This is a genomic window from Kouleothrix sp. 19917 (assembly GCF_057073505.1).
Genome location: NZ_CP097099.1, coordinates 5,445,723 through 5,463,440, shown reverse-complemented (window position 1 = coordinate 5,463,440; position 17,718 = coordinate 5,445,723). Strand labels below are relative to the sequence as shown.

General features: G+C 66.3%; 17 protein-coding genes and 1 pseudogene. 5 read left to right on the top strand and 13 right to left on the bottom strand.

From position 1 onward, the window contains the following. Positions 1–57: 57 nt before the first annotated feature. Together M1P90_RS22070 and M1P90_RS22065 are read right to left on the bottom strand one after the other, a co-directional pair. The gene (locus tag M1P90_RS22070) at positions 58–873 is read right to left on the bottom strand and encodes a hypothetical protein (RefSeq protein WP_483697549.1); all 816 of its coding nucleotides are present in this window, start codon (positions 871–873) and stop codon (positions 58–60) included. A 297-nt stretch (positions 874–1,170) separates the two neighbouring features. Beyond that, positions 1,171–1,641, bottom strand: coding sequence for a GIY-YIG nuclease family protein (locus M1P90_RS22065; RefSeq protein ID WP_483697548.1), 471 nt, complete (start codon positions 1,639–1,641; stop codon positions 1,171–1,173). A gap of 156 nt (positions 1,642–1,797) precedes the next feature. Between M1P90_RS22065 and purD the strand changes: the two genes are divergently transcribed. The 3 genes from purD (at position 1,798) to M1P90_RS22050 (ending at position 4,109) form a co-directional block, all read left to right on the top strand. Continuing rightward, positions 1,798–3,039: a phosphoribosylamine--glycine ligase gene (purD, locus tag M1P90_RS22060; RefSeq protein WP_483697547.1), complete on the top strand. Its 1,242-nt coding sequence runs from the start codon at positions 1,798–1,800 to the stop codon at positions 3,037–3,039. Beyond that, positions 3,036–3,710, top strand: a complete 675-nt coding sequence (gene purN / locus M1P90_RS22055; RefSeq protein WP_483697546.1) for a phosphoribosylglycinamide formyltransferase — start codon at positions 3,036–3,038, stop codon at positions 3,708–3,710. The genes purD and purN overlap by 4 nt, the downstream gene beginning before the upstream one ends. 186 nt (positions 3,711–3,896) lie before the next feature. Further along, positions 3,897–4,109 (top strand): DUF2267 domain-containing protein, encoded by a 213-nt coding sequence (locus M1P90_RS22050; protein WP_483697545.1) that lies wholly within the window; start codon positions 3,897–3,899, stop codon positions 4,107–4,109. A gap of 246 nt (positions 4,110–4,355) precedes the next feature. On the opposite strand, the gene M1P90_RS22045 is transcribed toward M1P90_RS22050, so the two are convergent. Together M1P90_RS22045 and M1P90_RS22040 are read right to left on the bottom strand one after the other, a co-directional pair. After that, complete coding sequence (locus tag M1P90_RS22045) at positions 4,356–5,582, bottom strand: FAD-binding oxidoreductase (RefSeq protein WP_483697544.1); 1,227 nt, start codon at positions 5,580–5,582, stop codon at positions 4,356–4,358. 252 nt (positions 5,583–5,834) lie between these two features. Next, on the bottom strand, positions 5,835–6,770 hold the full coding sequence (locus M1P90_RS22040) for an N-acetylglucosamine kinase (RefSeq protein ID WP_483697543.1): 936 nt from the start codon (positions 6,768–6,770) through the stop codon (positions 5,835–5,837). 164 nt (positions 6,771–6,934) lie between these two features. Here M1P90_RS22040 and M1P90_RS22035 point away from each other — a divergent pair. Then, positions 6,935–7,093 (top strand): annotated as a pseudogene (locus M1P90_RS22035) (hypothetical protein); the annotation flags it as partial. A gap of 151 nt (positions 7,094–7,244) precedes the next feature. Here M1P90_RS22035 and murQ read toward each other — a convergent pair. After that, a complete protein-coding gene (murQ, locus tag M1P90_RS22030) occupies positions 7,245–8,171 on the bottom strand; it encodes an N-acetylmuramic acid 6-phosphate etherase (protein ID WP_483704671.1) in 927 nt (308 codons plus the stop codon). A gap of 54 nt (positions 8,172–8,225) precedes the next feature. Between murQ and M1P90_RS22025 the strand changes: the two genes are divergently transcribed. Then, positions 8,226–8,621 carry a hypothetical protein gene (locus M1P90_RS22025; protein ID WP_483697542.1) on the top strand — a complete coding sequence of 132 codons (396 nt, stop codon included), beginning with the start codon at positions 8,226–8,228 and terminating at the stop codon, positions 8,619–8,621. 269 nt (positions 8,622–8,890) lie between these two features. Here the strand turns inward: M1P90_RS22025 and M1P90_RS22020 are convergent, their stop codons facing one another. The 8 genes from M1P90_RS22020 to deoC all read right to left on the bottom strand — a co-directional run bounded on the left by M1P90_RS22020 (position 8,891) and on the right by deoC (position 17,495). After that, positions 8,891–10,378 (bottom strand): FAD-binding oxidoreductase, encoded by a 1,488-nt coding sequence (locus M1P90_RS22020; protein ID WP_483697541.1) that lies wholly within the window; start codon positions 10,376–10,378, stop codon positions 8,891–8,893. A 244-nt stretch (positions 10,379–10,622) separates the two neighbouring features. Next, positions 10,623–11,453, bottom strand: a complete 831-nt coding sequence (locus M1P90_RS22015) for an aminoglycoside 6-adenylyltransferase (RefSeq protein WP_483697540.1) — start codon at positions 11,451–11,453, stop codon at positions 10,623–10,625. A 1-nt stretch (position 11,454) separates the two neighbouring features. Further along, positions 11,455–11,748: a Dabb family protein gene (locus tag M1P90_RS22010; protein WP_483697539.1), complete on the bottom strand. Its 294-nt coding sequence runs from the start codon at positions 11,746–11,748 to the stop codon at positions 11,455–11,457. 182 nt (positions 11,749–11,930) lie between these two features. Continuing rightward, positions 11,931–12,353 (bottom strand): GNAT family N-acetyltransferase, encoded by a 423-nt coding sequence (locus M1P90_RS22005; RefSeq protein ID WP_483697538.1) that lies wholly within the window; start codon positions 12,351–12,353, stop codon positions 11,931–11,933. After that, complete coding sequence (locus M1P90_RS22000; RefSeq protein ID WP_483697537.1) at positions 12,346–13,065, bottom strand: Uma2 family endonuclease; 720 nt, start codon at positions 13,063–13,065, stop codon at positions 12,346–12,348. The genes M1P90_RS22005 and M1P90_RS22000 overlap by 8 nt, the downstream gene beginning before the upstream one ends. Before the next feature lie 39 nt (positions 13,066–13,104). Continuing rightward, the gene (locus M1P90_RS21995; RefSeq protein WP_483697536.1) at positions 13,105–13,917 is read right to left on the bottom strand and encodes a nitroreductase family protein; all 813 of its coding nucleotides are present in this window, start codon (positions 13,915–13,917) and stop codon (positions 13,105–13,107) included. Positions 13,918–14,006: 89 nt separating this feature from the next. Beyond that, positions 14,007–16,412, bottom strand: a complete 2,406-nt coding sequence (locus M1P90_RS21990; protein ID WP_483697535.1) for an aldehyde dehydrogenase family protein — start codon at positions 16,410–16,412, stop codon at positions 14,007–14,009. Positions 16,413–16,487: 75 nt separating this feature from the next. Then, the gene (gene deoC / locus M1P90_RS21985; RefSeq protein WP_483697534.1) at positions 16,488–17,495 is read right to left on the bottom strand and encodes a deoxyribose-phosphate aldolase; all 1,008 of its coding nucleotides are present in this window, start codon (positions 17,493–17,495) and stop codon (positions 16,488–16,490) included. Positions 17,496–17,718 lie beyond the last annotated feature (223 nt).

The following is a 17,718-nucleotide window of genomic DNA, read 5'->3' as shown; positions in this document are numbered from 1 at the left end:
GGGAAAAGGGAAGCCGGCGCAGATGCGAACGCGCAGCCCCATGCCCCGCCAATACCCTCACGACTCGCTGCCCTTGCCGTTCGCGTCATTCATCGCCACCCGCCCGGCACGCAGCGCGGCCACCTGGGCGCGGCGCTCGGCATCGAGGCGTATGCCCGCCAGCAGCGCAGCCGTGATCGCGGTGTTTGCGGCGTTCTGCTGCTCGACAATCGGGTTGATGTACCAGCGCAGGTAGCGGCGCACCAGCTTGTGCAGCATGGCAATCGCGCGCTGCGGCAGGCTTGCGCCGCCCAGCGGCCAGTGCGCGCTCACCTGCTCGCGCAGGCGCAGCTGCGGCTCGGCCGCGCGCAGTGCCACGTCGGGCAGGGGCGCGGGCGGCTCGGCGGCAGCGCGGGCATGTACCTGTGCTTGCAGCGCGGCAATTGGCGCGTCGGGCGGGGGTGGCGCGGCAGGAGCGTCGGGCGCGGCGCTGGCTGGCGTGGCAGCATCGCCCGCGTCGCGCGCTGCGGCAAGCTGCTCGCCCAGGTCGATATATGCGTCGGCCAGCAGGCGCAGCGCGCGCGCCACTGCATCGTTGTAGGCGTTCTGCTGCTCGACAATCGGGTTGATATACCAGCGCAGGTAGCGCCGCACAACCTTATTCACCAGCGCAATAACGCGCTGCGGCAGTGTCTTGCCGATCAGCGGCCAGTGCGCGCTGATCACGCGGTACAGCTCGATCTCATCCAGGCTGCGCTGCAAATCGCGCTCAAGCGGTGCAGGCTCAAGCTGCCCCTGCGCGATGCGCTGGGCGCGCACTTCGCTGCGCAGCGCCGCCAGAATGGCGGCTACATCGGCCTGGCTGATCGCGGGCTGCTCGGTTGTTTCGGGCATTGGGGAGCCTTCTGTTAGTAGTCGGGAGCCAGAAGTCAGGAGTCAGCAGAGACGAGCGCAGAACCGAGAACCACAGAACCACGGAACCGAGAACCGAGAACCGCTGAACTACGGAACCACAGAACTACGAAACCGATAGCAGTCGGCAGTAATCCGAAACATTCAAACTTTCCAACCCGTAACTTGCAACCCTCCGTGCCTCTGTGCCTCTGTGGTGAGCCTAACAGTTGTCTTTCGTCGGTGGTCGGTCGTCGCTCGCGCAACCTGCAACTTGCAAACTTTCTCACCTGCGAACCGCTACCGCCCCCGGTAGTCGCGGATGTCGAGCGTGAACTCGCGCGCGCCAAGCTGCTCGGCGCAGCGCAGCAGTGTTTCAAGCAGCAGCACGCGGGCGGGCATGGCCGGCGCGTAGAACAGGTGGCTGGCCGCGCCGCTGTCGGTGGCGCCAAAGCCGGGAGCCGGGATGCTCAGCCCGGCAATTTCGGCCAGCTCATCGGCCCAGCACCGTTCCATGCGCGGGTCGGCGGTAGCCATGCCCCAGGTTTCGAGCAACGCGGCGTGGGCGCGCAGGTAGTCGATATGCCAGTGCGGACGGCCCTGCGGCCCGCGTTCGTGGCGCGCCAGCCGAGCGGGAATGCCGCCGCTGCCAAGCGCGCTTCCAACATACAGGTAAAACCCAGCTGCGAAATCGAAGCGGCCCAGCCGGCCAACCGGCAGCGCTCGAAGCTCAGCACTGAGCTGCAAAATAAGCAGGTAGACGCCTTTCAAAAGTGCCCTGATGTGAAGTGAATCCTGCCGCGCATTATAGCATCTTGCGGGGGTGGTGCGCTGTGCTATAATGCGCGCGATTTGCGAATGCCCGGGCGATGGAGCAGGCGGCGCGCTGCGCCCGCCCCATCGCCCGTTCGCGTTGGAGCGCACTACATGAATGTATTGATCGTTGGCTCGGGTGGGCGCGAGCACGCGCTGGCGTGGAAGCTGGCGCAGTCGCCCGAGGTTCAGGATTTGCTGATTGCGCCGGGCAATGCCGGCACCTCCCGCCACGGGCGCAACGTGCCAGTGAACGCCGACCAGCCCGATCTGCTGCTGGAAATTGCCCGCAACGCCCACGTCGAGCTGGTGGTGATCGGCCCCGAGGCGCCACTGGTGGCGGGCCTGGCCGACCGCTTTACAGCAGCCGGGATCGCGGTGTTCGGGCCATCCGCCGCCGCCGCCCAAATCGAGGGCAGCAAGATTTTCGCCAAAGAGCTGATGCAGGAAGCTGGCGTGCCAACCGCTGCCGCGCACAGCTTCGAGAATGCGGCCGACGCGATTGAGTTTGCGCGCCTGAGTGGCCGGCGCTGGGTGGTGAAGGCCGACGGCCTGGCCGCCGGCAAGGGCGTGATCGTTCCCGAAACCGCCGAGGCAACGCTGGCCGCAATTGAAGAGGTAATGGCTACGGCAGCGGGCCGGCGCGTGCTGCTCGAAGAATTGCTCGAAGGCGAAGAAGTTTCTGTGCTGGCGCTGTGCGACGGCGAGCGCCTGCTGCCGCTGCCGCCCGCCCGCGACCACAAGCGCCTGCGCGATGGCGACCAGGGGCCGAACACGGGCGGCATGGGCGCGTTTGCGCCCTCGGGCCTGGACGAAGAAACATTTGACGTGATTGTGCGCGAGCTGATGCAGCCGGTGGTGCGCACCCTGGCCGCGCGCGGCACGCCCTTTCGCGGCGCGCTCTATGCCGGCGTGATGCTCACCGCCAATGGCCCGCGCATCCTGGAGTTCAATGCGCGCTTTGGCGACCCCGAGACGCAGGTGATTCTGCCGCTGCTGGAAGGCGATTTCCTGGCGGCGCTGGCGGCCTGCGCGGCTGGCAATCTGGGCGATATTCACCTCGGCTGGGCGCGGCGCGATGCCGCCTGCGTGGTGCTGGCCGCCGCGGGCTACCCGGCCGCACCGCGCGCCAACGACCCGATTCGCGGCCTGGAGTCGGCGGTTGAGCTGCCCGACGTGCTCGTGTTCCACGCAGGCACCGCCTGGGAGAACTCGGAAGTGGTGACGGCGGGCGGGCGCGTGCTGTGCGTGGCCGGGCTGGGCGCAAACCGCGCCGCCGCGCTGAGCCGTGCCTACGAGGCAATTGACGTGATCAGCTTCGACGGCATGCAGTTTCGCAGCGACATTGGCCGATGATGCGGATCGCTGTGTTTCTTTCGGGCAGCGGCACCAACCTGCAAGCGCTGCTCGACGCGCAGGAAGCCGGCACGCTCGGCGCAGAGGTTGCGCTGGTGCTGGCCGACCGCGCCGATGCTTATGGCTTGCAGCGCGCCTTGATGCGCGGGATCGCCTGCGCGTATGTGCCACTGCCGAAAGCGCCCGCCCCTGAGCGCGCCGCTGTGCGGGCCGCCTGGGAAACGCGCCTGCTGGGCGTGCTGAACGCATTCGAGTACGATCTGGTGCTGCTTTCGGGCTTTATGCGCGTGCTTTCGGCCAATTTCCTGGCCGGCTGCCGCGCCCCGGTGGTGAACCATCACCCGGCGCTGCTGCCCGATCCTGGCGCGCCGTTTGATGCGTCTGCGGCGAGCGGCGGCGATACGTTTACCACCAGCGCGGGCGTGGTCATTCCCGCACTGCGCGGCGCGCACGTGGTGCCCGACGCGCTGCGCCTGGGCCTGCCAATCACCGGCTGCACAGTGCACTACGTCACGGCGGCGGTGGATGACGGGCCGGTGCTCGCGCGCGCCGAGGTGCCAATTCTGCCCGGCGACACTGAGGACGTGCTGCACGAACGCATCAAGGCCGAAGAGCGCCGCCTGCTGGTGCAGGTGATGGCGCAGCTGGCGCGCAGCGCGGCGCTGGTGTGACTTTCGGCGGCGCGGGCCGTCTTGGAAACTGGCACCTGGAACGCTGGAATGGGCGAGCAACGCACTACGCACTATTAAGCGCGGGTTCCACTCCATTGGCAAGCGGGTATTTGGTTCCATGAACATTTCGGTTTCGTTTGGTTCGAGGGTAGCGCAGCAGCAAGCTGCATAAAAGGAGCAACAGCCATGGACGAGCTAGTGAAGGTGATCAGCGAGCGCACCGGGCTGCCGGCCGATCAGGCGCGTGGCGCGGCGCAGGCGGCGGTTGATTTCATCAAGGAGAAGCTGCCCGAGTCGATGCGGGGCTATGTCGATATGGCGCTCAACAGCGGCGCAATTGACGATGTGGCCGGGCAGGCGGGCAACGTGCTGGGCGGGCTGTTCGGCGGCAAGCAGTAGGTTAGACGCAGTACCAAAAAAAGAGGACGGCAGGAACATTCACCACAGAGGCACTGAGGCACTGAGGGCTTTAGAAAGCCACATAAACCTTGGTGTTTTGGTGACGCCCAGCGGACACCCAGTGGTTATTTGGGTGGTATTGGGTTTTAAGGACGAGCCACCGAGGCACAAGAACACGAGAAAGAAACTCAATCTCGGTGTTCTCTGTGCGCTCGGTGGCTCACTTGTTTGCCGCAATTCGGGTGGCTAAATTCCACCCACGTAGCGCCCGCGATTTAGAATGTTCTGCGGGTCCCACTGCGCCTTGAGCCCGCGCATCAAGTCGATTGTGGCGGGCGGCGGCCCCCAGATGTCGAGGCTGGAACCGAGTGCGGCGGGCGCGTCTTCCACCACTGCATAGCCGCCCAGCGCGGCCAGCCGCCGCCGCAGATCGGCCAGCGCGACGCTCACATCTGCTTCTTCGGTTTCATCCGCAAGGTACCAGCGCGCATAAGCCAGCCCAACGCCGCCGTGACCCAGAGCGCGCACGGCGCTGCCGGCCGGCGCGGCATCGTGCAGCGCAGCGAGCACTCCTTCCAGCGCGGCCAGCGGCGCGCCCGCCCGAATGATCAGCGCGGTGCTGCTGCCGGCGTGCTGGTGGCGCAGCTGCGGGTTGGCGAAGCCCGCCAGCGCCTGCCAGAGCCGCGCGCGGTCGGCTTCTTCGACGGGCTTGCGCTGCGCGCCGAGCTGCTCGCCGGCCGCTTCGGCTAAGCGGAGCTGGCGGGCCAGCGGCGCGCCCAGCCCCGCAAAGCGGGCCGCCAGCAGCACCTGCTCGTCGCCCTCGCTGATCGCGAGGCTGGCCGGGGCAAGCGGGCGGTCGCGCAGCCGCAGGGCCAGCGCGCAGGCTTGCCCACGGTCGGCGCAGGCGAAGACCAGCGTGGCAATTTCTTCGGGCAGCGGCGCGACCTTCAGCGTGGCCTCGGCGATGACGCCGAGCGTGCCGAGCGCGCCAAGCTGCACTTTGTGCGTATCGTAGCCCGCAACGTTTTTCACGACCTTCCCGCCGCTTTTGACCAGCCGGCCATCGCCCAGCACCACGCGCATGCCCAGCACCCAGTCGCGGGGCGTGCCGTAGCCCAGGCGCAGCGGGCCACTCGCGCCAGCCGCCAGCAGCCCGCCGATGGTGGCGTGCTCGGGCGCGGGCGGGTCCCACGGCAGCCACTGGCCGTGCTCGCGCAGGGCGGCCTGGGCGTCGGCCAGCGTCGCGCCCGCCTCGACGGTGATGGTCAGGTCGGCGGGGTTGTACTCAAGGATGCGGTTGAGCGCGCCGGTGCAAAGCTGCTCGGCTTCGGGCAGCGGCGCGCGGCCAAGGTGCTGGAGCGTGCCCGCGCCCCAGGGCGTCAGCACGCGCCCCTGGCGCGCAGCCGCTTCCACAGTCGCGGCCAGCTCGGCGACCGATTCGGGTGTATGGGTGGTGGTTAAGGAAGCGCTCACGCTTGTTCCTCTTACGATTTACGATTGACGATTTGGGCGAACGACGATCAGAAGAATAAACCGCAAAGAACGCAAAGAACGCAAAGGGTTTGCAGGTTGCAGGTTGCAGGTTAATGGCGACTGTTTGGTTCTTGGTTCTTGATCCTGTTGCGGGTTGGCAGGCCCAATCCCAAAACCCTCATCTGGTTTTCGGTTCGCTGCAAACTCAAAACTCAACATTCAACATTCAAAACTTGCAACCTGCAAACTCGCTTATCCCACGGCCAGCGTGCGCGCTTCGGCCAGCATGTGGCGGGCGATCACGACCGCGCCGGTGGTTGGGTCGTCGACGCAGGAAATTTCGCCCAGCGCGACCGCCATCTGCGCGGCCATGCTGGCGCGCAGCCGCCGGCTGCTCAGGATCACGCCGCCAGACAGCGCGACGGGCGGGCGCTCCAGCGCCAGCGAGCGCACCACCGCCTCGACCATGCGTGCCAGGTCGGCGCCGGCCTGGTCGATCACAAGCTGCGCGCCGGGGTCGCCAATTTCGGCCAGCGACGCCACCGGCCCGGCCAGCGCCGCGATGTCGGTGCGCGACACGCCGCCCTGGTAGATGTGCGTGATGAGCTGGGGCGGCTCGGCAAGGTTCCAGTAGTCGAGCGCGAGGCGCAGCAGGCCGGGCGCGTCGGCGCGGCCATCGGCCGTCTGGGTGGCCAGGCGCAGCGCGTGGCCGGCAATCGCGTGGCCGCTGCCCTCGTCGCCCAGCAGGTAGCCCCAGCCGCCGCTGCGCGCGGTGCGGCCATCGGGCGCGCGGCCGTGGCAGATCGAGCCGGTGCCGCAGATCAGCGCGACGCCCCAGCGCTCGGCGGTGCCGCCCGCCAGCAGCAGCTCGGCATCGTTGACGACGTGGATCAGGCGGGCGATGCGGTGTTGCTCGCCCCACGCCACGAAGCGCGCCTGATCGAGCGGGCGGCCCACGCCGGCCAGCCCGAAGCAGGCCGACGCGATTGGCGCGTCTTCTGGCACGCCGGCGTTGTGGCGCGCCTCGGCAATCGCGGCGGAGAGCGCCTGCGTGGCGGCGCTGAAGCCAACCGCCTGGTAGTTGCTTGAGCCAGCCGCGCCGCTGCCAATAATGCTGCCCGCGCGGTCGGCCAGCAGGGCGCGGGTGCGCGAGCCGCCGCCGTCGATGCCAAGAAGAAGTTCGGTCATAGTGTGTGTTCCGATTTATGCTGTAGGACGAAGGACGAAGGACGAAGGACGAACGGTTTTTTTACCGCAAAGAGCGCGAAGGGCGCGAAGGTCTGCAGATTTACGATTGACGATTTGCGATTTACGATTGAGTTGAACGATGGACGATTATTCGTTGCCGGCAGGTGATCTCCCGTTGCCGGCAGGTGATCGCTCGTTGCCAAGCGATTATCACTCGTTGCCGACAGGTGATCATCGGTTCCCGGCAGGTGATCTCCCGTTCCCGGCAGGTGATCTCCCGTTCCCGGCAGGTGATCATCGGTTCCCGGCAGGTGATCTCCCGTTCCCGGCAGGTGATCTCCCGTTCCCGGCAGGTGATCATCGGTTCCCGACAGGTGATCTCCTGTTGCTGGCAGCTTCTTGGCTCTGCGGTTCCGCATGTCCACCCAACCTGCAACCTGCAACCTGCAAACTTCAACACTCAGCATTCAAAACTCAAAACTTCCCGGCCCCCGCCAGCGCAATCGCGTCGCGCACGCGGCCCTCGGCCCGCGCAAGCAGCGCCCCTGCTGCGGCGGCATCGACGCCGGCCAGCGCCATCACAATCGCGATCTTGGGCGCGCCGCCGGCCTGCTCCAGCAGATCGGCAGCCGCATCGTGCTCCAGCCCAGTTGCCAGCGCCACAATGCCGGCGGCGCGCGCGCGCAGCTTCTGGTTGCCCGGGATCACATCCACCATCAGGTTGCCGTAGGTCTTGCCCAGGCGGATCATGGTGGCGGTGCTGAGCATGTTCAATACCAATTTCTGGGCCGTGCCTGATTTCATGCGCGTCGAGCCAGCCACCACCTCGGGGCCAACCACCGGCGCGATCAGGATGTCGGCCAGTTCGGCCATGGGCGTGGGCAGCGCGCAGCTTACGCCCGCCACCAGCGCGCCGCGCCGCCGCGCCTCGGCCATGCCGCCCAGCACATACGGCGTGCGCCCGCTGGCGGCAATTCCCACCAGCACATCGTCGGGCCCAAGCCCGGCGGCCGCGACTTCGCGCGCGCCCTGCTCGGCGTTGTCCTCGGCATCTTCAATCGAGGAGGTCAGCGCAGCCGGGCCACCCGCCAGCAGCGCGAAAATCCGCTCCGGCCCGACGCTGTAGGTCGGCAGGCACTCCACCGCGTCGAGCACGGCCAGCCGCCCCGAGGTTCCCGCGCCCATGTAGATCAGCCGGCCGCTGCGCCGCATCCGCTCGGCCGTGGCCTCCACCAGCGCGGCAATCGCGCCGGCGCAGACCGCCACCGCAGGCGCAACCTTCGCATCCTCGGCGGCAATTGCGTCCACAATGCCGCGCGCGTCAAGCGTGTCGATCGCAGCCGTTGCCGGGTTGCGCGCCTCGGTGATGCGCTGTTCCATGGCGCTCCTTTTGCAATGCAGGGAGGAATAGTTGTGGAGATAATAGCAGCAGTTTGAAAATCAGGCGAATACTGTATGGCAACGCCAGAATCAACCCCAAACAGCACGCCGGCCCCGCGTGTCACGCCCGACGGGCGCTACATTGTGGTGCGCGGGCGTTTGTGGCGGCGCAGCAACCCGCACCTGCCCGCCGACGAGCGTGAGCGCCTGGTGCGCAATTTAATGCGCGCCCGCGCAGACGTGGCCCGCGCCAACCGCACCAACGACAATGACCTGCGGCGCGACGCGCGGCGGCGTGTGCAGCAGGCCAAAGAAGGGCTTGGCGAGCGCGGCCCGGCATGGTGGCACGACGGCGCGCCCGACTATAATCGCCATATGGCGGTCAACACGCCCTACCGCGAATGGTTCCTCGCTGGCGGGGAGCAGGAGGCAGGAGGCAGTAGGCAGGAGGCAGTAGGCAGGAGGCAGTAGGCAGGAGGCAGGGTGACACGATGACGGGGTGAAAGGGTGAACTCACAGCACCCTGAGTGGCCGAAGGCCATATCGAAGGGTGCAAGCCCTGCAACCCTCTGCGCCCTTCGATACGCGGCTGCGCCGCACTCAGGACGCAACCTTTCAGCGTTCGCCCAATCGTCAATCGTAAATCGTCAATCGTAAATCCGTAAGCCTCCGTGGTGAATTCGCGGCCGTCGGTCGTCATTCAACCTGCAAACCTGCAAACCTGCAACCTGCGAACCCGATTAAATCCACGCGCCCGCCGCCATCGCCTTCGCCGCGCCGCGCGCCTGCTTGATATCCGCGCACGACGAGCCGCTGGGCAGCTGCTTGCAGGGGTTCATCACGTCGCGTGGGTCGAACACGGCGCGCAGCTGGAGCATCGCCGCGATATCTTCTTCCGAAAAAATCCAGCGCATATAGTCGCGCTTTTCCAGCCCAATGCCATGCTCGCCGCTAATTGTGCCGCCCGCCGCCACGCAGGCGTGCAAAATCTCTTCGCTGGCGTCGATCGCCCGCTCGCGCGCGCGCGGCTCGCGCAGGTCGAACAGCAGCAGCGGGTGCAGGTTGCCATCGCCCGCGTGGAAAATATTCACCACATGCAGGTCGTAGCGCTGCGCGACTTCTTCGGTGAAGCGCAAAACCTCGGTCAGGCGCGAGCGCGGCACCACGCCATCCTGAATATGGTAGTGCGGCTTGAGCCGCGCCGAGGCGGCCAGCGCGCCCTTCCGCCCGGCCCACAGTTGCTGGCGCTGGGCTTCGTCGCGGGCGGCGCGCAGCTCGCGCGCGCCGTGCTGCTGGCAGATCGCGGCGATCTGCTCGGCCTGCGCTTCCAGCTCTTCGGCCATGCCGTCGATCTCAATCAGCAGCACGGCGCGCGCGTCGGTTGGGTAGCCGGCGTGAATATATTCCTCGACCAGGCGCACGCCCAGCCCTTCCAGCATCTCCAGCGCAGCCGGCACAATCCCCGCCGCAATGATTGCGGAAACCGTGTCGGCGGCGTTGTCGAGCCCGCGCCCGGGCGCGCCGGCCGGGTCGTCGTAGATCGCCAGAAAGGTGCGCACCGTCTCGGGGTCGGGCGTGAGGCGCACGGTTAGCTCGGTGGCGATGCCCAGCGTGCCTTCGCTGCCCACAAACGCGCCCAGCAGGTCGTAGCCCGGCGCGTCGGGCGCGTCGCTGCCTAGCTGCGCAATACTTCCATCAGAAAGCACCACCGTGGCGCGGTAGATATGGTTAGTCGTCACGCCATACTTCAGGCAGTGCGGCCCGCCCGCATTCTCGGCCGCGTTGCCGCCAATCGTCGACGACTTCTGGCTCGAGGGGTCGGGCGCGAAGTGCAGGTGCGCGGGCGCGGCCTCGGCGCTCAAATCGACATTCACCACACCGGGCTGCACCACCGCGCGCCGCGCCACCGGGTCAAGTTTCATCACGCGGTTGAGCCGCGCCACCGACACCACCACGCCACCCGCCGCCGGCACCGAGCCGCCCGAAAGGCCGGTTCCCGCGCCGCGCGCCACCACTGGCCAGCCCGCCTCGGCCGCGATGCGCACAACCCTGGCGACTTCTTCGGTGCTGCTGGGCACCGTCACAATCTCGGGCGCGGCCAGATCGAGCGCGCTGGCGTCGTACTCATAGAGCATGAGTTCTTCGCGGCGGTGCAGCACGTAGCGCGCGCCAATCGCGGCCTGAAGCTGCGCAACCAATCGCTCGCGGGGGAGGGGTGCTGTTGGCATGGGGTTCCTTTTTGCAAAAGACAACCGTAAGGCTCACCACAGAGACACAGAGGCACGGAGGTTTTGGGATTTACGATTTGCGATTGACGATTGACGATTGACGATTGAGGCAACCGACGACATGGTATTTCACCGCAAAGAGCGCAAAGGACGCAGAGGGTTGAAGTTTGAATGCTGAGTTTGCACGAACCTGCAACCTTCCAACATGCAACCTGTAAACTTGTAACCCACAAACTCGCCGCCCTCACGCGCTCATCGCCGGGCCGGGGGCAATCAGCGCCCAGAACTCGCGAATGAAAAACGACTTGGCGGCCTGCGCCAGCGCCGACGGGTAGGTTGCGCCAATTTCGGCGGCCACTTCGCGCGCGGCCGGGTCGAAGGCGTCGGCGGCGAAAAGCAGCGCGGCGGCAATGCTGCGCAGATCGTAGGCGGCCAGCGTTTGCGCCAGCGCCTGCTGATCCTCGGGCGTCAGGTAGCGCTCAAGGTTGTAGAAGCCCTCGAACGGGCGCTCGGCGTCACGCCGCCAGCGCATAATCTGCACAAGGTTGTCGCGGCAGACGCTGAGCTGATGAAATGCCTGCCAGACCTGCCCGCGCTTGAGCTGGCCCACGCTCTCGAAAATGCGCCACCAGAAGGCATCGCACAGCTCGGCCACGTGTTCGGGGCGCACGGCATCGCCCAGGATACTGTGGCGCGCGCGCTCGCGCAGCAGGCCATCGTGGTCGAGCAGAATGCGCCAGCCGTCGTAGGCGGGCAGGGTCGCGGGCGTCACAACCGTCAGGTCAATGCGGAATGGCCCTTCGGCCAGGGCGCGCAGCTGCGGCGGCGTGAGCGAAAGCAGCGACACCCATTGCAGGCGGCCGGCTGCCTGGAGCGCCGCGCGCCCGAGCTTCAGCTGCGCCTCGGCGTTGCTTTCGCGCGCCACCACAAACAGATCAATCGGCGTGTAGGAGTCGGGCTGGCTGCTGTTGAGCACGCTGCGCAGCGCGACTGCGCGCACCTCGGGCATCGCCCGCAGCGAATCGACCAGACGCTCAAGCAGGGCGAGCTGTGGTACCTGCATTGGCTGCGTCATATCATGCCTCGTAGTCGATAACGGCCCGGCTTTCGAGATATGGCGACATCCACTCGTTGACTTCGACGTGCTTGGGGTGGGCGATATACTCGCGCAGCGCGTCGGCGTCGGCAAGCGTGCTGTCGAGCAGGAAGGTCCAGACAACCGGGCGTTCGGAGGGCAGCGAGCGATAGCAGCGAATGCCCATCAGGCCGCGAATTTCGCCATACAAGCCTTCCAGCCGATCCATAATTTCCTGAAGCGTCGCGTCGCTGGTATCGGCCTTCCGCTTGAACATCACCATGTGCTTGATCATTGTGGTAACCCTCTCGTTGTGCAAGTGTTGCGCGCAAACAGCTGCGCAGTTCGGGGGAAGGGTTCGTTAGGCGATATCAAAGGCGTGTCATTGTGAGCGCCTAACAGTATACCACCGTTCATGGGAAGGGTGCCGCGGGCGTGGCGGGGCTGGCGGGCAGGGCCAGGTGGCGGGCGTGGCGTTTACGGTGTGGCGAGCGTTTTGCGCAGGTAGTAGCGGTTGAAACGCCCGCCAATGCCTTCAAAGGTGCCAAAAATTTCGTAGCCATGTTTCTGGTAGAAACCGGGCGCCTGAAAATCGTGGGTGTCGAGCAGCACCTGCGTGCAGCCGCGCGCTCGCGCCTCGGCCTCGGCGGCCAGCAGCAGCCGGCGGCCCAGCCCCTGCCCGCGCAGGTCGTCGCGCACCCACAGATTCTGAATTTCCAGGTAGCCACCCCACATGCCGCCGGCCACCCCTGCGACGATCGCACCGTTCTCGCGCACAAAAATCGCCAGCGGGTACCACTCGCGGATGCCGGTGACGGCGATGTTATAGCTGTTGATCTGGTCTTCCAGAAACTCCAGATCGCGCGGGTCGGCATCTGGCTCGTTCAGCAGCTCAGCCATTCGGCGCCTCGCCGCCCAGGCGCGCCACAAACGCGGCGTGCTCGGGGCTGCCCAGCGCCGCTTGCTGCGCCGCCAGAACCGCCGCCAGGTCGCCACGCAGCAGGGCATCTGCGTTCAGGCACAGGCCCGGAAACACCTTGCTGCGCAGAATGCCACCCTCATCGGGCGCGAGCGCCTGGTAATCGCCTTCGGCCAGCTCCCACCAGTCGAGCTGCTGGTCGTAGACGCGCCAGACAATGTATTCCTGCACCATGTTGCGCCGGTATGCGTCGAACTTATCGTGCAGGTCGTATGATGCACTGCTCGCGGCAACCTCAACCACCAGCTCGGGCGGGCCTTCGATATAGTCGTCGTCGCCAACCCGCGAAAGGCCACCTGCCTCGGGCTCAAGCCGCAGCAATGCGTCGGGCTGCGGCTCGTTGTCCAGGTCGAGCCGCACCGTCGCGTTATCATACAATCCAACGCCTGGTGTTGTGAGGGCGTAGTTACCAAGCCACACCATTACAAAGCCATGGAAAAGGCCGTGGCTCGCGCGAACAGGTGAAGCCATATACACCACTCTTTCGATTAATTCGGCTTTTTTCACCCACGGCATTGCCTGGTAGCGGCGCTCGAACTCAGCGCGGCGCAGTCGGTCGCCGCTTTCGAGCGGGGGCGGGGCGAGCTGGAGACTGCTGGCCTGGGTGAGTTTTGGAGTGGTTTTGGTTGCCATCACATGCCTGCCTGCGTGATTGTGCTGCCATTCTGCGCGTCAGTCGCCCGAGCCGACCGTCTTTGCCTCATCGGGGATGAGCGGCTGGCCCCATGTGTCCTGAAACGCCAGCTCGTCGATGCCCTTGCGCTGCGGCGAGGTCCAGTCGATTGTTGGGCGGCGAATGGCCGCGTCTTCGTAGCCCAGGCGGCACAGCACCATCAGCTCGAAGTCGTCGGGCACGCCCAGCAGCGCGCTCACCAGCGCCCATTTCTCGGGGATTTCCTGCGGCGTCGAGACGAACTGAAAGCCCATGCCGAACGAAGTCGCGGCCAGCCAGATCGTCTGGATCACCGCGCCAAGCGAGATCATGGTATACAGCCCGGTCAGCTCTTCGGGCTTGTAAATTTCGCGCGAAAGGGCGATGCCCAGCAGCATGGGCGAGGTTTCGACCAGGCGGCGGGCGTCGTTGCCAAGCACATTCGGCACGCGCAGGGTTTTCATCACCGAAACGCCGCGCTCGGTAAAGGCGTATTTGGCGAAGGGCCGCAGCACCGAGGGAATATTGTCGATATGGATGCCGTCTTTGGTGGCGGCGGCTTCTTCGGGCGTCAGGCGAAAGAACTTGCGGTATTGCAGGAAAAAGCGCCCGTCGTCCATCAGGTCGCGCATCGACTCGCCGGCTACGCGGCCAAGCGCGCGCCGCCGCTCGGGGTCTTCGACCACCACAAAGCGCCAGGGCTGCGAGTTGAAGTGCGAAGGCGCGCGCGCCGCCAGCTCGAAGATTGCGCGCTTGTGCTCCGGATCGATTGCCCGGTCAGCGAACGCGCCGTTGGTCGTATGGCGGCGGCGGATGGCTTCGAAAAGGTCCATAGTGTCCTCGCGGGGGTTGGGGTGTAGGGGATAGGGGCTGGGAGTTCGGTTTTCTCCCAACCCCCAATCCCTATCCCCCAAACCCTCGGCTACGCTCCGTACGGCACCCAGATATTTTTCACCTGCGTGGCGTGGCGCAGGAACTCGGCTGCGTCGTCGCGGAGCCAGTCGCGCGCCTGCCCGTTGCTCACCCATGTCTGCTTGAGGTTGCCCACCGAGGCGCGCTCGACGGCCGCGCTGCCCTCGGCCCCGCCGAAGTACCAGATCGCGTCAACATCGTTGTGCTCGGCCAGCACCTTTGCCAGCGCGTCGCGCGGCCCCGTCACGATATTCACCACACCGCCCGGCAGGTCGCTGGTGTCGAGCACTTGGTACAGGTCGGTGGCGAGCAGCGGGTGCTGTTCCGACGGGATGAGAACCACAGTGTTGCCCACGCATGTCGCGGCGGCGAAGGCCGCAACGCAGGCCAGCAGCGGGCGCTCGTCGGGGCAGGCGATTGCCAGCACGCCAACCGGCTCGGGCATGGCCAGCGTGACCGCGCGCAGCGGCGTGCCATGCACCGCGCCATCGTATTTGTCGGCCCAGGCGGCGTAGGTGAACAGGCGCTCAATCGCGGCCTCGACCTCGGCCTGCGCGTCGGATGCGCTCGCGCCGATGCTGGCACGCAGGCGGCTGGCGAACTCGGCGGCGCGCGCGCTCAGGTTTTCGGCAATGTAGAACAGAATCTGCGCGCGGTTGTGCGCCGTCTGCCCGGCCCACTTGCCCGCCGCGCGCGCCGCCTCGACGGCGTTGCGAATGTCTTTACGGTTGCCCTCGCCCACCTCGCCAATCTGTTGCTCGCCCGCGCCATAGACCGGCCGGCTGTAGCCGCTGTCGGGGCGGGCTTGCTTGCCGCCAACGTAGTTCTTGGGTGTGCGATCGATGGGGGGGAGCGAGAAGTCAGTATTCAGGAGTCGGGATTCAGAATGGCCATTGTCTTTGCCATTGCTGCGCTTCGATGGCGTGGCTGACTGCTGACTGCTGACTGCTGACTGCTGGTGGCGCACGTATTCGTACAGCCCTTCCTTGCCGCCCTCGCGCCCGTAGCCGCTTTCGCGATAGCCGCCAAAGCCGGCCGCCGCGTCGAACTGGTTGGTGCAGTTGATCCACACCACGCCAGCCTTGATCTGGCGGGCGATGTCGAGCGCCTGGTTGATATCTTCGCTCCACACGCTCGCAGCCAGGCCGAAGCGCGTGTTATTCGCCAGCGCCACCGCCTCGGCGGGCGTGCGGAAAGTGCTCGCCACCAGCACCGGGCCGAAAATTTCCACCTGCGCAATCGTTGCGGCGGGCGCGACGCCCGTGAACAGCGTGGGCGGGAAGAAGTAACCGTCGGTTGGGCAGGCCCACGAGGGCTGCCAGAGCGTCGCGCCCTCGGCTTGCCCCTGCGCGACCAGCCGCTCGATTTTTTGCAGCTGCGCGGGCGCGACAATCGCGCCAATGTCTACGGCTTTGTCGAGCGGGTTGCCGACGCGCAGCTTTTCCATGCGCGCGCGTAGGCGCGTGTTCAGGCGCTCGGCCACGCCTTCCTGCACCAGCAGGCGCGAACCGGCACAGCACACCTGGCCCTGGTTGAACCAGATCGCATCGACCACGCCTTCCACCACGCTGTCGAGGTCGGCGTCGTCGAACACCACAAACGGCGACTTGCCGCCCAGTTCCAGCGAAATTTTCTTGCCGCTGCCCGCCGTGGCCGCGCGGATGAGCTTGCCGACCTCGGTGCTGCCGGTAAAGGCGATCTTGGCGATGCCGGGGTGATTGACGATCCGCTCGCCCACCTTGCCATCGCCGGTGACGATATTCACCACGCCGGGCGGCAGGCCGATTTCCTGGCAGATTTCCGCGAACAAGAGCGCGGTCAGCGAGGTCCACTCGGCTGGCTTGAGCACTACGGTATTGCCCATCGCCAGCGCGGGCGCGACTTTCCAGGCCAGCATCAGCAGCGGGAAGTTCCACGGAATGATCTGGCCGACCACGCCCAGCGGCGCGTAGCCCGGCAGCTCGGAGGCCATGAGCTGCGCCCAGCCGGCGTGGTGGTAGAAGTGGCGCGCAACCAGCGGGATGTCGATGTCGCGGGTTTCGCGGATGGGCTTGCCGTTGTCAAGCGTTTCGAGCACGGCCAGCAGGCGCGCATGCTTCTGGATCTGGCGGGCCAGCGCGTACAGGTAGCGCGCGCGCACATGCCCGGGCGCCTGCGACCAGCCCTCGAATGCGGCCTGTGCCGCTGCAACGGCGCGCTCGACTTCTTCCTCGCTGGCCTGTGTGAGCTGCGCGAAGGGCTTGCCATTGGCCGGGTTGACGCTGTCGAACAGGCGGCCATCGCCCGGCGCGGTCCATTCCCCGCCGACGAACATGCCAAAGCGGCGCTCATGCGCATCGAGCCAGGCGTTCGCGGGCGCGGCGCTTTCGGGTGCGGGGCCGTATTCCATCGTTTCGAGTATCTTTGCGACTTGCATGGGTATGCTCCAGTTGGCAGTCGGCAGTCAGCAGTGGGTGCGATTAACTGCCAACCGCATACTGCTTACTGCAAACTAGGCCATTGGGTGGCGGAACGACGCCGAGTACTGGCCGGTGACGAAGTGCTCAAGCTGCCGTTCGATGTCGCCCAGCAGCGAGCTTGCGCCGAAGCGGAACAGGTCTGGCCGCAGCCAGTCGTCGCCCAGCTCTTCTTTCATCAGGATCAGCCAGTCGAGCGATTGCTTGGCGGTTTTGATGCCGCCAGCTGGCTTGAAGCCGACTTTGTAGCCAATGCGCTCGTGGTACTCGCGAATGGCGCGCACCATCACCAGGCTGACGGGCAGTGTGGCGTTGGCGGTTTCCTTGCCAGTGGAGGTTTTGATGAAGTCGGCGCCGGCCATCATGCACACGAGGCTGGCCTTGGCGACATTGCGCAGCGTGCCCAGCTCGCCAGTGGCGAGGATCGTTTTCATGTGGGCGTCGCCGCAGGCTTCGCGGAAATCGCGCACCTCGTCGTAGAGCGCCTGCCAGTCGCCGTTCAGCGCGTGCTGGCGCGAGATCACAATGTCGATCTCGCCCGCGCCATCCGCCACCGAGGCGCTGATTTCGCGCAGCTTGAGCGGGTGCGGGTTGAGGCCGGCCGGGAAGCCGGTGGAAACTGCCGCGACGGGAATGCCCGAGCCGCGCAGGGCTTCGACGGCAGTGGCGACAAAGGTGTGGTAGACGCACACCGCACCAACGTGCAGGTTCGGCACGCCCAGCGTTTCCAGCAGGTCGGCGCGCACGGGCTGGCGGGCCTTGCCGCACAGACGCTGCACCGTGCCGGGGGTGTCGTCGCCCGAAAGGGTCGTCAGGTCCATGCACTGGATGGCGCGCAGCAGCCATGCGGCCTGCCATTCCTGCTTGACAGTGCGGCGGCCGGGCAGGGTGGCGGTGCGGCGCTCGATGGCGCTGCGGTTCACGCGCACATCTTCAACCCAGCCCAGATCAAGCGGGCAGCCGGGGTTGCGCTCGGCATGCGGGGCGGCCGGCGCCGGTGCCGGGCGGCCATTCTTTGGTTCTTTCACATGCGCTTGTGCCATATTTTCCTCACTCTGATGCGCCGAAATTATAGCACAGGTCGCAGGCAGCCGGGGCGTATGCAATACGCCTGTTCGCAGGTGGCGGCCGGGGCGTGTTCGCAGGCCAGGGCGTGTTCGCAGGCCAGGGCGTGTTCGCAGGCCAGGGCGTGTTCGCAGGCCAGGACGTATTGCATACGCCTGTTCGCAGGTGGCAGGTTGGAAAGTTACAGGTTCGATGCTTTCG

What these genes read in the sequence shown, in the direction of transcription:
- M1P90_RS22015 (WP_483697540.1), bottom strand. Translation starts at nt 11,453, where the DNA reads ATGACGCAGCCAATGCAGGTACCACAGCTCGCCCTGCTTGAGCGTCTG.
- deoC (WP_483697534.1), bottom strand. Translation starts at nt 17,495, where the DNA reads ATGGCACAAGCGCATGTGAAAGAACCAAAGAATGGCCGCCCGGCACCG.
- M1P90_RS22000 (WP_483697537.1), bottom strand. Translation starts at nt 13,065, where the DNA reads ATGGCAACCAAAACCACTCCAAAACTCACCCAGGCCAGCAGTCTCCAG.
- M1P90_RS22020 (WP_483697541.1), bottom strand. Translation starts at nt 10,378, where the DNA reads ATGCCAACAGCACCCCTCCCCCGCGAGCGATTGGTTGCGCAGCTTCAG.
- M1P90_RS21990 (WP_483697535.1), bottom strand. Translation starts at nt 16,412, where the DNA reads ATGCAAGTCGCAAAGATACTCGAAACGATGGAATACGGCCCCGCACCC.
- M1P90_RS22010 (WP_483697539.1), bottom strand. Translation starts at nt 11,748, where the DNA reads ATGATCAAGCACATGGTGATGTTCAAGCGGAAGGCCGATACCAGCGAC.
- M1P90_RS21995 (WP_483697536.1), bottom strand. Translation starts at nt 13,917, where the DNA reads ATGGACCTTTTCGAAGCCATCCGCCGCCGCCATACGACCAACGGCGCG.
- M1P90_RS22005 (WP_483697538.1), bottom strand. Translation starts at nt 12,353, where the DNA reads ATGGCTGAGCTGCTGAACGAGCCAGATGCCGACCCGCGCGATCTGGAG.
- purN (WP_483697546.1), top strand. Translation starts at nt 3,036, where the DNA reads ATGATGCGGATCGCTGTGTTTCTTTCGGGCAGCGGCACCAACCTGCAA.
- M1P90_RS22050 (WP_483697545.1), top strand. Translation starts at nt 3,897, where the DNA reads ATGGACGAGCTAGTGAAGGTGATCAGCGAGCGCACCGGGCTGCCGGCC.
- M1P90_RS22025 (WP_483697542.1), top strand. Translation starts at nt 8,226, where the DNA reads ATGGCAACGCCAGAATCAACCCCAAACAGCACGCCGGCCCCGCGTGTC.
- M1P90_RS22040 (WP_483697543.1), bottom strand. Translation starts at nt 6,770, where the DNA reads ATGACCGAACTTCTTCTTGGCATCGACGGCGGCGGCTCGCGCACCCGC.
- purD (WP_483697547.1), top strand. Translation starts at nt 1,798, where the DNA reads ATGAATGTATTGATCGTTGGCTCGGGTGGGCGCGAGCACGCGCTGGCG.
- M1P90_RS22070 (WP_483697549.1), bottom strand. Translation starts at nt 873, where the DNA reads ATGCCCGAAACAACCGAGCAGCCCGCGATCAGCCAGGCCGATGTAGCC.